The organism is Ruegeria sp. YTSA144 (assembly GCF_059610125.1).
The window spans coordinates 1-14132 of sequence record NZ_JBXWNA010000008.1; the positions used below are offsets into that span (position 1 = coordinate 1).

17 protein-coding genes are annotated in these 14132 nt (G+C 59.6%); 7 read left to right on the top strand and 10 right to left on the bottom strand.

Features of this window, described 5'->3' with window-relative positions:
• Positions 1-100: 100 nt before the first annotated feature.
• Positions 101-679: a TetR/AcrR family transcriptional regulator gene (locus tag AC2FF8_RS16115; protein WP_480686216.1), complete on the bottom strand. Its 579-nt coding sequence runs from the start codon at positions 677-679 to the stop codon at positions 101-103.
• Positions 680-782: 103 nt separating this feature from the next.
• On the opposite strand from AC2FF8_RS16115, the gene AC2FF8_RS16120 reads away from it, so the two are divergent.
• Positions 783-1376 (top strand): NAD(P)H-dependent oxidoreductase, encoded by a 594-nt coding sequence (locus tag AC2FF8_RS16120; RefSeq protein ID WP_170346349.1) that lies wholly within the window; start codon positions 783-785, stop codon positions 1374-1376.
• Between the two features lie 20 nt (positions 1377-1396).
• On the opposite strand, the gene AC2FF8_RS16125 is transcribed toward AC2FF8_RS16120, so the two are convergent.
• The 4 genes from AC2FF8_RS16125 to AC2FF8_RS16140 are packed head-to-tail and all read right to left on the bottom strand — an operon-like array spanning position 1397 to position 4302.
• Positions 1397-2002 (bottom strand): pyridoxamine 5'-phosphate oxidase family protein, encoded by a 606-nt coding sequence (locus AC2FF8_RS16125; RefSeq protein WP_170346348.1) that lies wholly within the window; start codon positions 2000-2002, stop codon positions 1397-1399.
• Positions 1986-2729, bottom strand: coding sequence for a lysophospholipid acyltransferase family protein (locus tag AC2FF8_RS16130; protein WP_496880201.1), 744 nt, complete (start codon positions 2727-2729; stop codon positions 1986-1988). Before AC2FF8_RS16130 ends, AC2FF8_RS16125 begins: the two co-directional genes overlap by 17 nt.
• Complete coding sequence (locus tag AC2FF8_RS16135) at positions 2729-3628, bottom strand: cell division protein FtsX (RefSeq protein ID WP_425078952.1); 900 nt, start codon at positions 3626-3628, stop codon at positions 2729-2731. Before AC2FF8_RS16135 ends, AC2FF8_RS16130 begins: the two co-directional genes overlap by 1 nt.
• On the bottom strand, positions 3625-4302 hold the full coding sequence (locus AC2FF8_RS16140; RefSeq protein WP_170346345.1) for a cell division ATP-binding protein FtsE: 678 nt from the start codon (positions 4300-4302) through the stop codon (positions 3625-3627). The genes AC2FF8_RS16135 and AC2FF8_RS16140 overlap by 4 nt, the downstream gene beginning before the upstream one ends.
• 182 nt (positions 4303-4484) lie before the next feature.
• Here AC2FF8_RS16140 and AC2FF8_RS16145 point away from each other — a divergent pair, with 182 nt between their 5' ends.
• The gene (locus tag AC2FF8_RS16145) at positions 4485-5234 is read left to right on the top strand and encodes a zinc-ribbon domain-containing protein (RefSeq protein WP_496880202.1); all 750 of its coding nucleotides are present in this window, start codon (positions 4485-4487) and stop codon (positions 5232-5234) included.
• Positions 5235-5237: 3 nt separating this feature from the next.
• Here the strand turns inward: AC2FF8_RS16145 and AC2FF8_RS16150 are convergent, their stop codons facing one another.
• The 3 genes from AC2FF8_RS16150 to AC2FF8_RS16160 all read right to left on the bottom strand — a co-directional run bounded on the left by AC2FF8_RS16150 (position 5238) and on the right by AC2FF8_RS16160 (position 9769).
• Positions 5238-7781, bottom strand: coding sequence for a TIGR02302 family protein (locus AC2FF8_RS16150; RefSeq protein WP_496880203.1), 2544 nt, complete (start codon positions 7779-7781; stop codon positions 5238-5240).
• A gap of 37 nt (positions 7782-7818) precedes the next feature.
• The gene (lysA, locus tag AC2FF8_RS16155) at positions 7819-9084 is read right to left on the bottom strand and encodes a diaminopimelate decarboxylase (protein ID WP_425078956.1); all 1266 of its coding nucleotides are present in this window, start codon (positions 9082-9084) and stop codon (positions 7819-7821) included.
• A 97-nt stretch (positions 9085-9181) separates the two neighbouring features.
• The gene (locus tag AC2FF8_RS16160; protein ID WP_170346342.1) at positions 9182-9769 is read right to left on the bottom strand and encodes a TetR/AcrR family transcriptional regulator; all 588 of its coding nucleotides are present in this window, start codon (positions 9767-9769) and stop codon (positions 9182-9184) included.
• Positions 9770-9910: 141 nt separating this feature from the next.
• Between AC2FF8_RS16160 and AC2FF8_RS16165 the strand changes: the two genes are divergently transcribed.
• Entirely contained in the window at positions 9911-10342 is a 432-nt protein-coding gene (locus AC2FF8_RS16165) for a DUF8051 family protein (RefSeq protein WP_496880204.1), read from the top strand.
• Between the two features lie 95 nt (positions 10343-10437).
• Positions 10438-10824: a glycine zipper family protein gene (locus tag AC2FF8_RS16170; protein WP_496880205.1), complete on the top strand. Its 387-nt coding sequence runs from the start codon at positions 10438-10440 to the stop codon at positions 10822-10824.
• Between the two features lie 260 nt (positions 10825-11084).
• Here AC2FF8_RS16170 and AC2FF8_RS16175 read toward each other — a convergent pair whose 3' ends face one another.
• Together AC2FF8_RS16175 and argH are read right to left on the bottom strand one after the other, a co-directional pair.
• Positions 11085-11282 carry a hypothetical protein gene (locus AC2FF8_RS16175; RefSeq protein WP_170346340.1) on the bottom strand — a complete coding sequence of 66 codons (198 nt, stop codon included), beginning with the start codon at positions 11280-11282 and terminating at the stop codon, positions 11085-11087.
• Positions 11282-12670 carry an argininosuccinate lyase gene (argH, locus tag AC2FF8_RS16180; protein WP_496880206.1) on the bottom strand — a complete coding sequence of 463 codons (1389 nt, stop codon included), beginning with the start codon at positions 12668-12670 and terminating at the stop codon, positions 11282-11284. Before argH ends, AC2FF8_RS16175 begins: the two co-directional genes overlap by 1 nt.
• A gap of 21 nt (positions 12671-12691) precedes the next feature.
• Between argH and AC2FF8_RS16185 the strand changes: the two genes are divergently transcribed.
• From AC2FF8_RS16185 to AC2FF8_RS16195, 3 genes are all read left to right on the top strand, one after another.
• Entirely contained in the window at positions 12692-13258 is a 567-nt protein-coding gene (locus AC2FF8_RS16185) for a TlpA disulfide reductase family protein (RefSeq protein WP_425078958.1), read from the top strand.
• Between the two features lie 63 nt (positions 13259-13321).
• On the top strand, positions 13322-13684 hold the full coding sequence (locus tag AC2FF8_RS16190; protein ID WP_496880207.1) for a hypothetical protein: 363 nt from the start codon (positions 13322-13324) through the stop codon (positions 13682-13684).
• An 87-nt stretch (positions 13685-13771) separates the two neighbouring features.
• Positions 13772-14101, top strand: a complete 330-nt coding sequence (locus AC2FF8_RS16195) for a hypothetical protein (RefSeq protein ID WP_480683562.1) — start codon at positions 13772-13774, stop codon at positions 14099-14101.
• The last annotated feature ends 31 nt before the right edge of the window (positions 14102-14132 follow it).

Sequence of the window (14132 nt, forward strand, 5' to 3'; positions counted from 1 at the left end):
CTGCCACGCGCACCCGACCTATTCCGAGGCCGTGCGTGAAGCGGCACTGGCTTGCGGCGACGGCCCGATCCACAGCTGACAACCTTGACCCCGGCGGCGATCAGCCTGTCGGGGTCAACCAGGCATTCAGATAGGTCTCCAACCTGTCGGTAAATGTCGTCGCTGAATGCAACGCGCAGAATCTTAATGACATGGCCTGTATGGCAAAGGCCTGCACACCTTCGGCCAACAATTCGGGTGGAACGTCCTTGCGCACCTCTGCATCTTCGAGCCACAGCATCACGACGCGGAAATATCGCTCAAAACAATAGGCCACCGGCCCTATTTCGGCGACAGCTGTTGCACCGGAATACCTGATCAACAGATCGAATACATATCGCTCGGACGTCATGAAACTGTGAACCGGGTCCAGCGACGCGACGATTTCTGCAACAGTTTTGGGTGGTGCTCCGGCCTCGGCCTGATCCAGACACGCATTCAGCTTGTCCGCGATCAGAATTTCCATCAGCGCATCCTTGTCGTGGAAATGCGCGAAAAAAGTGCCCTTCGCGACCCCTGCGGCCTTCACGACCTCTTCCACCCGTAACGCTTCATATCCGCCATTGCGGATGACCTCTTCAGCGGCCGCAAGAAGCTTGGCGCGGGTCTTGATCGTGCGTTTCTGAATCGTCTTTTGCATATGGCTCAATCGCATAATTTCTGACCGTGGTCAAATTTTTTATTGACCGTGGTCATTTTTTGATTCTATAAACTGACCACGGTCATTTTTCAGGAGATACCCGATGCAACCGAAAAAAATTCTCATCCTTGACGGACACCCCGCAGAAAGCAGCCTGTCACGCACATTTGCCGAAACATACAGAGACGCGGCCCGCAAAAACGGGCACGATGTACGGTTGGTTCATCTGAGCGATCTGCAATTCGATTTTGATTTCGGTCAGGGCAATTACCACGACTTCAAACCGCTTGAGCCGGTTCTGGAGCAAGTGTTGCAAGACTTTGAGTGGAGCGACCATCTGGTCCTGACCACCCCGATGTGGTGGGGCGGCCTTCCAGCAAAACTCAAAGGACTGATCGACCGAATGTTCATTCCGGGGCGAACGTTTGACACACGGAACACCACCAAGATCGGGTTCCCGGCGCCCATGCTGACTGGGCGTACTGCACGCGTCATCCTGACGTCAGACACGCCGGGATGGTTCATGCGCCTGATATACAGGCAGGCGCTTATCCGTCAGGTACGGGACCAGATCCTTGGGTTCGTCGGCTTCAAGCCAACGCGGTTCACCTATTTTTCCGGTGCAAGCTATCCCAAGCCCGGCAGCGTCGATCGCTGGTTGGAAAAAGTATCAAGGATCGGAGCCGCTGCGGTTTGAACCACAACTGGCACCTACATCTACCACATCGTTTTTGCGGCGCGCGCAGGCCATTCCTCGTCATATTGCGCGCCGCCTTCCGCACCGTCTGATGCCTCAGACAGAAGTTGTCCTATCGTGGGAAGATTGCCGCTTTCATCCCCGCTGGACCAGATACGCGCCCGGATCAGAGCACGAGCGCATTGGCTGTATATCTCAGCAATTTCAATTACGATCACGGTCGCCGGGCGTTTGCCGGCCTTCTCGAATTGATGCCGCAGGGTCTCATCCGCCGTTACCCGCGCCAACCCGTTCACCCGAACGACGTTGTTGGACCCCGGGACGAAGAACATCAGCGAAACACGTGGGTCGCGCACGATATTGCGCAGACTGTCCAGACGGTTGTTGCCGCGCCAGTCCGGCAGAGCCAGCGTATTCGCATCCAGCTCTTTCACGACTGGGCCATCATCGCCCCGCGGGCTGCCATCCACACCTTCTGGGCCAACCGTGCTGAGCACACAGAGGCGCGATGCGAGGATCCACTTGCGATAGAGAGGCGTCAGCTGATGAACGACCTTTCGCAAGGACGGCGCGCCCGGCCGACCATACAACGCTTCAAGCGTTTCAATGTCACGAATGTGCTCCATCCGGATCAAACCCCACTTCCCGCATCAACTCGTTGGAACGTGTTTCTATCACATCTTCCAGCCGGGCAAGGAAGTCGTCCCGGCCAACACCCGGCTCGATTGGGTCGAGGAATTCCACGATCGCAAGGCCCGGTTTGCGCATGACACCCGTTCGGGGCCAGAAGACACCGGCATTCGTGGCGACCGGAACGCAGGGAAAGCCGAGCCCTTCGTAAAGAACGGCTGTTCCAACCTTGTAAGGTTTCTTCGCACCGGGCGCCACACGTGTCCCTTGCGGGTAAATCACAAGCTGCCCGGGTTCCGAAAACTCTTTCGACACATCCTTGACCATCTTGGTCACGGCGGCACCGCGCTTGCCGCGATTGACCGGAATACAGCCAAGTCGCCGCGCATACATTCCAATGACGGGAGTAAACAAAAGCTCGCGCTTCATAATGAACTTGCCGTGCGGAATGGCATCAAAAATTATGATGATATCAAGAAAAGACTGGTGTTTTGCGGCCATGACCACTTCGTTCGTTGGGACCCTACCCCGCACTTCGCACCGAATGCCAACCATCCAACGCGCCAGCCACATGGTACTGCGCGCGTAGGTCTTGCACGCCTTCAGGGCGCCAGCCTTGGAAAACAACGCGTAGGGCAGAAAGACAATGCCAAGGATCAGCATCCAGGCGTAGATCACGATCATGAAGATCAACGACCGAACCCATTGAACAGCCATCAACATCAGGAAAGCTCCTTCAATTTGCGTCGGGCCGCAGCCCAGGTGGCAAAAAACGCGACCATGGCACCAAGGATCGGGATAAGTACCGGCAACACCCAGTCTTTGCCCTGAAAGCCGACGCCAGCCAGAAACCCACCCGCATCCGAGGCTTCGGGCAGCATCAGAACACCGGTCATTCCCAGCAATGTACCGACCGAGGCTCCAAAAAATGCGCGATAAGTAAACCGCCTTACGAATGCGCCCGCTATGAACCCGTCGCGTGCGCCGACCAGGCGCAGCACTTCGATGATCTGGGCATTTGCGGCAAGTGACGCATTGGCGGCAAGGGTAATCATGGCAGCGGTCGCACCGCCGATCAGCAGGATTGAAATCCACCCCAGTCGACGCAGGGACATCGCCGCATCGACCAGAGGTTCCCGCCACCGCGTATGATCATCCAGCACGGCGCCCGGCACCTCGGCCCCCAATCGCAAACGCAACCCGGCCACATCGATGCCCGGTTCGGTTTCAATGATCTCGATAAGCTGCGGCACAGGCAGCGTATCCAGCGGCAGGTCCGGCCCGAACCACGGGGCAAGCAACGCCGCCTGCTCTTCCTGCGTCAAAGCACGGGCCGAGGCCACGCCGGGCGTTTGGCTAAGAACCGTCAACGCAGCCTCGGTCTGGGCCGCGCGCTGTTCCGCGGGCGCGTTGATGCGCAGGGTTGCGGCTCCGGCCAGTTCCGATGCCCAACGATCCGCAATGCGCCCCGACGCCAGAGACAGGGCCAAGGCGAACACTGCAAGAAACGCCATCGCACCCGCGACAAAAAGGGTCAGGTGCGCCGTGTATCCCGTTGGAGGAACAACCCGGTCTGCCCGTTTGTCGCCGCGCAACAGATTTCTGAGGTCAGGACTGATCATAAATCCGCCCCCGCCAGTTGCAGCTTGCGCTGCGAAATACGCAAGACACGCGCCTGCACCTGGCTTTTGGCCGCGCGAATCAGGCTCAGGTCATGGGTGGCGATCAGGACGGTTTTGCCCATCCTGTTCAGTTCGATCAGAAGACGCAGCAGCCGTTGCGACATCTCCCAGTCAACATTGCCCGTCGGCTCATCCGCCAAAACCACGTCAGGCGACAATATGACGGCACGCGCCAGAGCGGCCCTTTGGCGTTCGCCGCCGGACAGTTCAGGCGGGAGCGCTTCGAGCCTGGAGCCAAGACCCACCCAGCTGAGCAGCTCGGTCAGGTTTTCCTGCTCGGATGTTTCCGAACGCCCGGACACCATCAGCGGCAACGCAACGTTTTCGGCAAGCGTCATATGGTCTAGGAACTGACAATCCTGATGCACCACACCCACGCGGCGGCGCAGCACCGCCAGCTGGTCGCGATCAAGGGCTGAAATATCCTGGTCAAACACGCTCAACCGCCCTGAGCTCGGAAGCAGGGCACCATAGCACAGCTTGAGCAACGTGGTCTTGCCCGCCCCGGAAGGCCCGGTCAGAAAGTGAAACGAACCCGGCTGCAATTGTACCGAGACGTCACTCAGCAATTCGCCGCCACCGTAGGTGTAGCTGACATTTTCCAGCTCGATCACACGTGCCCCCGTTATTTTGCCGCTCTTCTTGCCCGAGCATGGTGATGGTTTCAATGGCTCTACCGAGTCCAATTGGTGACACTTGACCCGCGAAACCGAAAACGCTCTTTGCTGTTGGGTCTTAACCGAATATCATTCCTGAAAAAACTATTATCGGCCCTTCGCCCGGCCGAGGAGGCAGCATGCGTCTAACATGTCCGAATTGCAGTGCGCAGTACGAGGTTCCTGACGAGGTCATCCCCGAGGAAGGCCGCGACGTACAGTGTTCCAACTGCGATCAGACCTGGTTTCAAGCGAAGCACCCTGCCGAAACCGCAGGCGCACCGGATGAAAAAGCGGAAACCCCCGAACAGGATGACGCATCGCCCGACGTGGTTAACGCTCCGCAGGACGCTGAACCGGAACCTGTTGAAGAAGCGGTATCCGAAGACAAGCCAGAAGTTGATGAACCCGCCGCGACCACCGGGAGTGTCGATCCTTCCGTTGCCAGCATTCTGAAAGAAGAAGCTGCCCGCGAAGCGGAATTGCGGGCGCAGGAAGGCAGCAGCCTCGAAAGCCAGCCCGATCTGGGGCTGGATACGCCGCCAGAACCCCCAGAACCCAAGGTGCGCCCCAAGCGGCCTTCGGCTTCGGAAACCGCTGTCGATGCCGGGCAGAAAGACGCGCTGCCGGATGTCGAAGCCATCAATTCGACCATGCGATCTGACGAGTCGGAAGAGGCGCCGCAACCACCCCGCAAATCGGGCGGATTCCTCCGCGGCTTTGCGTTGATGCTGATTATCGGCGTGGTTCTGTATCTGATCTATGGAAATGCCCAACAGATCAGCGAAGCAGTCCCTCAGGCCGACCCGTTGCTGAGCTCATATGTTTCGCTTGTGGATCAGGCGCGTATCTGGCTTGAGGCACAGGCTGGATCCGGTGCCCAGAACTAAGGTCTAGAACCGCTCCAACAAACGCTTCAGGTATTCCAGCTCGATCTGGGGGCGGTCCGATTCCCCAGTTCTGCGTCGGATTTCATCCAGCAGTTCCCGCGCCCGGCGGTACACGTCTTCGCCTTGCAGCAGATTCTCATCCGTTGAAATCGAACCGGCGGCACCCGGGTTTCGGCCCAGCGGATCGCGGTTGTTGGCTTGCATGTCGCCATCCTGCGTTCCCTGACCCGGCTGGTTCTGTTGGTTCTGCGCCATCGCCTCGCCCAGCGAACGCATCCCTTCGCGCAGGGCTTCCATGGCCTCGGATTGCCGGTCGATGGCTTCGGCCAGATCATCCCCACGCAGGGCCTGTTCCGCCTCGTCCATGGCACGCCCGGCCCGATCAAGCGCCTCGCGCGCGGCGTCGCCTTCGGGCGTGCCGGCACCGGGCAACCCCTGTTGCTGACGGTTCAGCTCATCTCTCAGCGCCTGCTGCCGATCCGCAAGTGAGCCTTGACCCTGCTGGCCTTCGCCAGCCTGATCCGAGCCTTCCCCCTGACCGCCCTGGCCTTCGTGGCTTTGCCCCCGGCCTTGCCCGCCATTGCGCCCCTCATTGCCCTGGCTTTCACCGGATTGAGCGCCCGGGTTGAACTGTTCCTGCAAATCCCGGAAGGCTTGATCGCTCAGACCTTGTTGTTCGCGCAGAGTTTCCGCAAGACCTTCCATGGCCTGCTGACCTTCGGACTGCTGGCCCTGACCCTGGCCCTGAGTCACACGCATGTTTTCCATCATCTGCTGGAACTCTTCCAGCGCCTGCTGGGCTTCGGCCATGCGGCCCTGTTCCATGAGTTCCTGAATGCGGTCCATCATGCGTTGCAGATCATCCTGCGTCATTTGCAGGGACTCGCCGTTCTGGCCCTGCTGCCGCTCGCCATCTTCGCCGTTTGGCTGCGCCAGCCGCTGCAACTGCTGGAGGTAATCCTGCGTCGCGTCGCGCAATTCCTGCATCAGTTCCGCGATTTCTTCGTCGCTGGCCCCGTTCTGCATCGCTTCGGTCAGACGTTCCTGCGCGCGCCGCATCCGTTCCAGCGCATCCGCCAGCGTGCCGTCCTCGATCAACACCGCAAGATCCCAGAGGGCCTGGGCGATCTCGGCCTGCTGTTCAGGTTTCAGCCCGTACTGATCAAAGGTCTCAAGCCGCCGCAGCACGACCCTCAGACGCAAATAGGCAGTGTCCGAACGAAACAGGTCCTCCGGCAGATGAGACACAGCCCGCAGCATTTGCGCGATCCGAGGCGCATTGGACCGCGACCAGAGCAGATCGCGCCGTTGTTCGATCACCGCCGCGGCCAGCGGATCAAAGAACCGACGGGCCGGAAGGTCGGTCACATAAGGTTCGGAGGAAGATTGCTGATCCGCCGCATCCGCTGCCATCAAAGTGATCCGGACCGGCAAGTGTGCCCAGGCGTGTTGCGAAAAGTCTTCGATCAGATCTTCGGCAAAATCCGCCCGGTCGCCCGTGATCGGCATCGGCAGTTCAACCTCGATCGCTTCGCGTGGTTCGGGCTCTGCCGCCAGGCCATAGCGGCGGTCAACGGCAGCCAGATCCAGTTCGATCCGGGCTGAGCCTGAAACGACGCCATAGTCATCTCCTGCGACGAATGGCAGTTTCATCTGCCCGCCCGCCTCGGCCTCGGCCGATCCGGCCACGGCTATCTGTGGTGCCGTGTCGTCAATGATCTCAACGGCCCATTCGCGCCCCGTGGGCCCGTCGATGCGCAACTGGCCAGAGCGTTCTGCCACGAACTCCTGCTCGGGGTCGGTCACCGCTTCGGCGCCCAGGGCCGAGCTGTTTTCCGTCAGGCTATGTGCGCCAACCTCCCCATAAAGCCGCAAGGTAACGCGGCTGCCCTTGGGAACGGAAAGCTCTGCATCCGTTTGATCCGCAAGATACAGCGTTGGAAGGCCCGTATAGCGTGGGGGTTCGACCCATCCTTCCCACGTTGGCCCCTGCCCGGCGGCGGCAGTGCCCGGGGCCATGTCCGCCACCGACCCCACGCGCCACAAAGAGCCGAAAACCAGCGCTACGACAAAAGCCAGCAATGCCGCGTAGCGCAGCGCATAAGGATCTCGCGATGCCAGCCGAAGATCTGGCTTCACGGCCTCGGCCGTTGCGACCCGTTGCGCCATCCGGGTTTTGTGGGCTTGCCATAGCGCCACGGAATCCCGATCGGCCGCACCGATGGCCTGATCATCCATCAAGGCCTGAATTGGGCGTCCCGGCAAGGTCTCATCCAGCCGCACCAAAACGTCGGCGCGCGAAGGCAACTTGAGAACCCTCAGGCCAAGCACCGCAGCCGTCAAAAACAACCCCAGGGACAGCGCGCCAACTGCCCAGACAATTTCCACGGAAACAATATCTTGAAGCCCCAGCATCAACGCCGCAAGCAGAACCAGCACGATCGAGAACGCCGGCCAGAACGCGCGCAACACCTGTTCTGCCACCATGCCGACATGGGTCAGCCACACGGACAGGCGCGGAATAGGCAGGTTTGAACGGTCGGACAAAGCGGGCCTCCGGGGTTAGGCCCGCGCGGTCATCGCGTCAAAGCCATGAAGGTATGGTATCGCGGTTTATGATTTCGTCAAAGCTTGGTCGTTCACGAATGACTGCAAATTGATCACCGTTGACCAGAACCTCGGGGATCAGCGGGCGGGTATTGTACTCGCTGGCCATCACCGCGCCATAGGCACCCGCGCTGCGGAAGGCGATCAGGTCTCCCGATTTCAGCGGCGGCATGTTGCGCTGCTTGGCAAATGTGTCACCGGATTCGCAAACCGGGCCGACGATGTCATAGGCCTGCTGTTCCACGCCGGCCACCGGTTCCTGCACCGCGACGATATCATGATGCGCTTCGTACATTGCCGGGCGGATCAGGTCATTCATGGCCCCGTCGACAATCAGGAAATCGCGGCCTTCGCCCGACTTCACATAGATCACCTTGCTGACCATCAGCCCCGCATTGCCTGCGATCAGGCGGCCCGGTTCGATTTCGATCTCACAGCCCAGATGGCCCAGTGTTTTCTTGATCAACGCGCCATACTCCACCGGCAGCGGCGGCGCGTCATTCGAGCGGGTATAGGGGATGCCCAATCCACCGCCCAGATCAAGACGGCGGATGTTGTGGCCTTCAGCCCGCAACTGTTCAGTCAGTTCGGCCACTTTCGTATAGGCCAGCTCGAACGGCTCCAGTTCGGTCAGCTGCGAGCCGATATGGACGTCGATACCGATCACTTCCAAACCTGGCAGGCTGGCGGCGTGGGCATAGACCTCTGACGCGCGGGAAATCGGTATTCCAAATTTGTTCTCGGACTTGCCGGTCGCAATCTTGGCATGGGTCTTGGCATCCACATCCGGATTCACCCGGACCGTGATCGGAGCAACCACACCCAATTCCAGTGCAACGGCGTTGATCACGTCCATCTCGGGCTCGGATTCGACGTTGAACTGACGGATGCCTCCGGTCAGCGCGGTACGAATCTCATCCGCCGTTTTGCCCACGCCAGAGAACACGATCTTTTCGCCCGGAACGCCCGCCGCCTTGGCGCGCAGGTATTCCCCGCCCGAGACCACGTCCATCCCCGCGCCCGCCTGTGCCAGAGTTTTCAGGATCGCCTGATTGCTGGCCGCTTTCATCGCGTAGCACACAAGGTGGTCCGTGCCGTCAAGCGCATCGTCGAACAGCTGGAAATGCCGCAGCAAGGTTGCGGTGGAATAGACATAGAACGGCGTTCCGACCGCAGCAGCGATTTCGGAGACAGGGACATCCTCGGCGAAAAGCGCGCCGTCGCGGTAGAGAAAATGATCCATACCTGCGCGCTTAGACCAAAAAGGACCGGCGGATCAACGGGATTTGCCGTGCGTCAAACAAACGGGGGCTGGCGGCTGGCACCGCGGGCGCTACAATTCATCCCCGCAGGCCGACCTCCAGCAGCGACAGCGCAGCATCCCTCCGGGTCTCGAACACGTCTTTATCGACACCGAAGATCGCCAGGTGGATCACCAGCCCATCCAGCATTGCCGTAACCGCCTGGGCAGCAGATTGGGCGCTGAGGTCGTCGCGAATTTCTTCTGATTCGATCAGGGGCTCGAACTGCGCTGCGTAGTGGTCGGCAAGCCATGCAAAGAAACCGCCGATGATCTCGGCCGCGCGCGGGTCCTGAAATCCGGGCCCCAGAACGTCGAAGAACAGACGCGTGGCGGCCAAGCGGTCTGCGGGCATGGTCAGGCGCAGCCCCATCATGAACTGGTCCAGCGTCTGCGGGGAAGGGATCATGCGGATACGCGCACGGATGTCGTCGAAATAACGCTGCAACAGCGCCAACAGCAAAACCTCTTTGCTTTGGAAGTAAAGGTACAGCGTACCCTTGGCCAGCCCAGACTGGCGGGCCACGTCCTGCATCTTGGTGGCGTGATAACCCTGGTCCAGAAAACAGGCCATGGCCGCATCCAGAATGCGCCCCTGCATTTCCTCGCGATCGACGATCTTTGGCATATCGGCCCCTGGTTTTCGTCCGGTTCGCCCTTTCTTGAAGCAGATTGGACGCCGCGTCACGCAAATTCATTCTTTTAATGACTTGACGGTCATTAAAACCGCATCCATTTATGACCCGCCAGTCATTAAAAGGATTTCGCCATGGCACACCCGTCACGATCCAACCCCGAACCTACATCGCTGTCGACGCCCCTCCACACTGCAACCGCCGCCAGACTTCTGCTTGTTCTGGTCGCCAGCTTTGTCACGCTTGTCCCCGGCGGGCCGATCGAGACCCGGGATTTCTCGGGGTTGGGCGGAGGAGTGTTCTGGGGCTTCAACGCCTTTCTGATCGCACTTGCCCTGCTGGCCGTAGGATCGGCGGTGGCCATGCTGCGCGGCTCGGTTGCCGCAGGCTGGGGCGCCATCGTGGCGGCCTGGGGGTACGTCTTCGTGGTCCTTCTGGACCTCGGTCATGTCTTTCCGACATCGCCCGACCCGATCCCGCTGATGCTGGGGTTGGTCGAAATCCTGGATTTCGTCCTCGCCCTTTATGTCCTTGCGCTGGTCCATCGCAGCCTTGGACACATCTGAACCGACCCTGCTCACACCCGAACCGAAACCGCAGCCATACCGATTCGGATGAGACCCGAGACCCTATTCAAAAACCTCAAGAAGAAGGAAAACCCATGCTTTTCAAGGAACGTTTCACATTGATGGCCTTACCGTTGGCCCTGATCACGGCCGCGTGCAGCGGCACCGGAGCGCAACATCAGCCCGTTCTGTCGGCCGAACCGGGTCCGGCCTTTGCCGCAGATCTGGAACAATGCCGCGCCGTGGCCAAATCCCAGAACCTGTGGAACCCGGAAACCCGGTCCCAGGCCCTTATCGGTGCCGGAGTTGGCGCACTGGCCGGGATCGCGGACGACTCGGTCAGCAACGCCGAGGGCGCGTTGGCCGGAGCGGCTGTCGGATCAGCGGCGGGTGCGGTCGCAGGTGCGGCAGATATACGCAATACACGCCGCGATATCCTGATCGAGTGCCTACAGCAGCGCGGGCACCCGGTGGTTGGCTGAGATCATCAGCCGATCGATTAAAAGGTCTTCGAAACCCCTGCCCGCGCGTAACCGGAAATGGATACTCCAGAACCTGAGCGCGCGGGATCTTCCACAGGTTCCGGGCGTCTTGCCGATGTAGATTCGCAAGCCGTCAAAGCCGCAAATACCAGAAACAGTCCTAGTGTTCTCATTTCATTATCTTTTCTTTGGATGACATGCGCATCGGCATGCCAATTCACGTTGGTAGAAACAAAACCGATACGCAATATGAAAGTGACTTAGAAACCCAGGTAAATTCCCAGCGGCCCACGGCTCAGACCCACACCACCGCCAACATACGCTCCGCTTGAGCCGACCCCAATGGTCGCACTGACAGTTGGCTGAGCGGGCGCGGGCTGTACGGGCTCGCCGTCGGCTCCGCATCCGGCAAGCATAAGGCCGGACCCTGCAATCAGGATCGCTCGCAGCACGGTCATCACACCATTGCCTTCCATCGTTCAACCTGAGCACGCACCTGATCCGGGGCCGTGCCACCATAGGACTGGCGTGAGTTTACAGAGTTTTCGACACCAAGGACAGAGTAGACGTCATTTGTGATCTCGGGATGGACCGCCCGCATGTCATCCAGCGCCAGATCCGGCAGGTCGCAGCCCTTCTTCTCGGCCATGGCCACCAGCGATCCGGTAACATGATGCGCATCGCGGAATGGCAGGCCCAGCACGCGCACCAGCCAGTCGGCAAGATCGGTTGCAGTCGAGAAACCCGAGCCGGCGGCAGCGGCCAGGCTGTCGCGGTTGGCGGTCATGTCCTTGACCATGCCTTCCATCGCCGCCAGCGCCAGCATCCAGTTGTCGGCGGCATCAAAGACCTGTTCCTTGTCTTCCTGCATGTCCTTGGAATAGGCCAGCGGCAGGCCCTTCATCACCATCATCAGCGCCGTGTTGGCGCCAAAGATCCGGCCCACCTTGGCGCGGATCAGCTCGGCCGCGTCGGGGTTTTTCTTCTGCGGCATGATCGACGAGCCGGTCGAGAACCGATCTGACAGTGTAACAAAGCGGAACTGCGCCGAGGACCAGATCACCAGTTCTTCGGCAAAGCGCGACAGGTGGACGGCGCAGATCGAGGCGGTCGACAGGAACTCCAGCGCGAAATCCCGGTCGCTGACGGCGTCCAGCGAGTTGGCAGCGGGCCGGTCAAAGCCCAGCGCCTGGGCCGTCATATGACGGTCGATCGGAAAGGACGTGCCAGCCAGCGCCGCCGCACCCAGTGGGGATTCGTTCATCCGGGCGCGGGCGTCACGAACGCGGGACAGATCACGGCCGAACATCTCGACATAGGCCATCATGTGATGGCCCCATGTCACCGGCTGCGCCGTTTGCAGGTGGGTAAAGCCCGGCATGACCCAATCGGCCCCGGCCTCGGCCTGCGCCAAAAGCGCGCGGATCAGGGCCAACAGGCCGGATTCAGCCGCGTCCAGCTGATCGCGGACCCACAGCTTGAAATCCGTTGCGACCTGATCATTGCGCGAACGCCCTGTGTGCAAACGGCCTGCGGGCTCGCCGATGATCTCTTTCAGGCGTGCCTCGACATTCATGTGGATGTCTTCCAGCGCAGTCGAAAACTGGAACTCTCCGTTCTGGATTTCTGACAAAACGGTGAGCAGCCCTTCCCGAATGGCTTCGGCGTCACTATCACTTATGACGCCTGTGGCAGCCAGCATGGCCGCATGGGCGCGCGAGCCTGCGATGTCCTGGGCTGCCATCCGCTGATCGAACCCGATCGAGGCGTTGATCGCCTCCATGATCGCGTCTGGACCGGCGGCAAAGCGGCCGCCCCACATCTGGTTCGAGGATTGATCGGTCATGTAAGAAAACCCGGAGTTGATATGCGCCTATTTCGTCTGATCCCCCTTTATATGGCCCTTGCGCTGGGTGCAAATGCCGCCTTGGCGACCGATGCCGAGACGCTGGCCCCTCTGCGGGAAGACAGCCTGAAACGTCTGATCCTGCACAAGGAGCCGAAACCCGCCAAATCAATCGAGTTCCAGCTGGAAGACGACAGCGGTGTCGGCACGCTTGCTGATTACGAGGGCAAATATGTGCTGCTGAATTTCTGGGCCACCTGGTGTGCGCCCTGCCGCAAGGAAATGCCTCAGATCGCTGAGCTTCAGGAAGAGTTCGGCGGTGACAAGTTTCAGGTTCTGACACTGGCCACGGGTCGCAATTCACCTGCCGGTATCAAAAAGTTCTTTGAAGAAAACGGTATCGCCAACCTGCCCCGTCACCAGGACCCCAGCTCGGCCGCTGCCCGTGAGTTCGGCGTCATCGCTTTGCCGATCACGGTCATCCTGAATCCCGAAGGACAGGAAATCGCCCGGCTGATCGGCGACGCCGAATGGAACTCGGACAGTGCCAAAGCGATCATCTCGACGCTTGTTGGCGCCGAAAGTTAACGCATTTAGAAAAATTCGCGGATTTATGGTACCCTCCCACGCATTAAGAGTGGGAGGATTTTTATGAAACTCATTTTCAATCTGGCAGCTGCAGCACTACTTGTCACCGGGCTAACGTCTGCCGCTGAAGCCAAAGAGCTGAAGAAACAAAAGCAATTTATCGAAGCTGTAGCGGGTAAAAAGCTTGTTAGCGGTGATACTTGGCTGATTATTTCCCCGGACGGAAAAATTGAAGGCGTGGGGCGAAACAACGTAAAGATAACCGGTGCCTGGGTCTGGAACAAACGTTTCTGGTGTCGGAATGTCGTCGCGGGTCAGAAGAAATTTCCTGAAGACTGCCTGAAGGTCAAAATTGACGGGTCTCAGGTGGAGTTCATTCGCAACAAAGGCAAAGGCGACGCCATAGTCTACACGATTGCCAATTAGGCACGCGGCTCTTTTCGATTCGTGTTACACTTGAGCCGGCCCCTATGGGCCGGTTTCCGTTTGCGACCTTAGAGAATGGAGGCAATGATGAAACCCGTCGTACTGCTGATCGGACGGTTGCCAAATGTGATCGGTGATGTGGCGCGGCAACTGGATCATCTGCCGATTCAGTGGCTGGGCGCACATGACACGGACGAGGTTCGAAAACAGCTGGATGCCGAGCCGCGGATTGCCTGCGCCATCCTGGGCGCGGGGCTTGACGACACGATCCGTGGTGAAATGGTGGGCATTATTGCCGCCCGCCGTCCGGATATCTGCATCCATCTGAAGGATCGTACATCCGGCCCCGAGGGTCTGGTGCCCTTCGTCGAACGTGTGGTGCAACACGAGATACTGGAACAGCTGGAAAACAGCTGACGCAACGCCACCTTTGACAGAGTTTCAACTC

Coding starts and splice junctions, on each gene's coding strand:
- AC2FF8_RS16115 (WP_480686216.1), bottom strand. CDS start 679: ATGCAAAAGACGATTCAGAAACGCACGATCAAGACCCGCGCCAAGCTT.
- AC2FF8_RS16120 (WP_170346349.1), top strand. CDS start 783: ATGCAACCGAAAAAAATTCTCATCCTTGACGGACACCCCGCAGAAAGC.
- AC2FF8_RS16125 (WP_170346348.1), bottom strand. CDS start 2,002: ATGGAGCACATTCGTGACATTGAAACGCTTGAAGCGTTGTATGGTCGG.
- AC2FF8_RS16130 (WP_496880201.1), bottom strand. CDS start 2,729: ATGTTGATGGCTGTTCAATGGGTTCGGTCGTTGATCTTCATGATCGTG.
- AC2FF8_RS16135 (WP_425078952.1), bottom strand. CDS start 3,628: ATGATCAGTCCTGACCTCAGAAATCTGTTGCGCGGCGACAAACGGGCA.
- AC2FF8_RS16145 (WP_496880202.1), top strand. CDS start 4,485: ATGCGTCTAACATGTCCGAATTGCAGTGCGCAGTACGAGGTTCCTGAC.
- lysA (WP_425078956.1), bottom strand. CDS start 9,084: ATGGATCATTTTCTCTACCGCGACGGCGCGCTTTTCGCCGAGGATGTC.
- AC2FF8_RS16160 (WP_170346342.1), bottom strand. CDS start 9,769: ATGCCAAAGATCGTCGATCGCGAGGAAATGCAGGGGCGCATTCTGGAT.
- AC2FF8_RS16165 (WP_496880204.1), top strand. CDS start 9,911: ATGGCACACCCGTCACGATCCAACCCCGAACCTACATCGCTGTCGACG.
- AC2FF8_RS16170 (WP_496880205.1), top strand. CDS start 10,438: ATGCTTTTCAAGGAACGTTTCACATTGATGGCCTTACCGTTGGCCCTG.
- AC2FF8_RS16175 (WP_170346340.1), bottom strand. CDS start 11,282: ATGACCGTGCTGCGAGCGATCCTGATTGCAGGGTCCGGCCTTATGCTT.
- argH (WP_496880206.1), bottom strand. CDS start 12,670: ATGACCGATCAATCCTCGAACCAGATGTGGGGCGGCCGCTTTGCCGCC.
- AC2FF8_RS16185 (WP_425078958.1), top strand. CDS start 12,692: ATGCGCCTATTTCGTCTGATCCCCCTTTATATGGCCCTTGCGCTGGGT.
- AC2FF8_RS16190 (WP_496880207.1), top strand. CDS start 13,322: ATGAAACTCATTTTCAATCTGGCAGCTGCAGCACTACTTGTCACCGGG.
- AC2FF8_RS16195 (WP_480683562.1), top strand. CDS start 13,772: ATGAAACCCGTCGTACTGCTGATCGGACGGTTGCCAAATGTGATCGGT.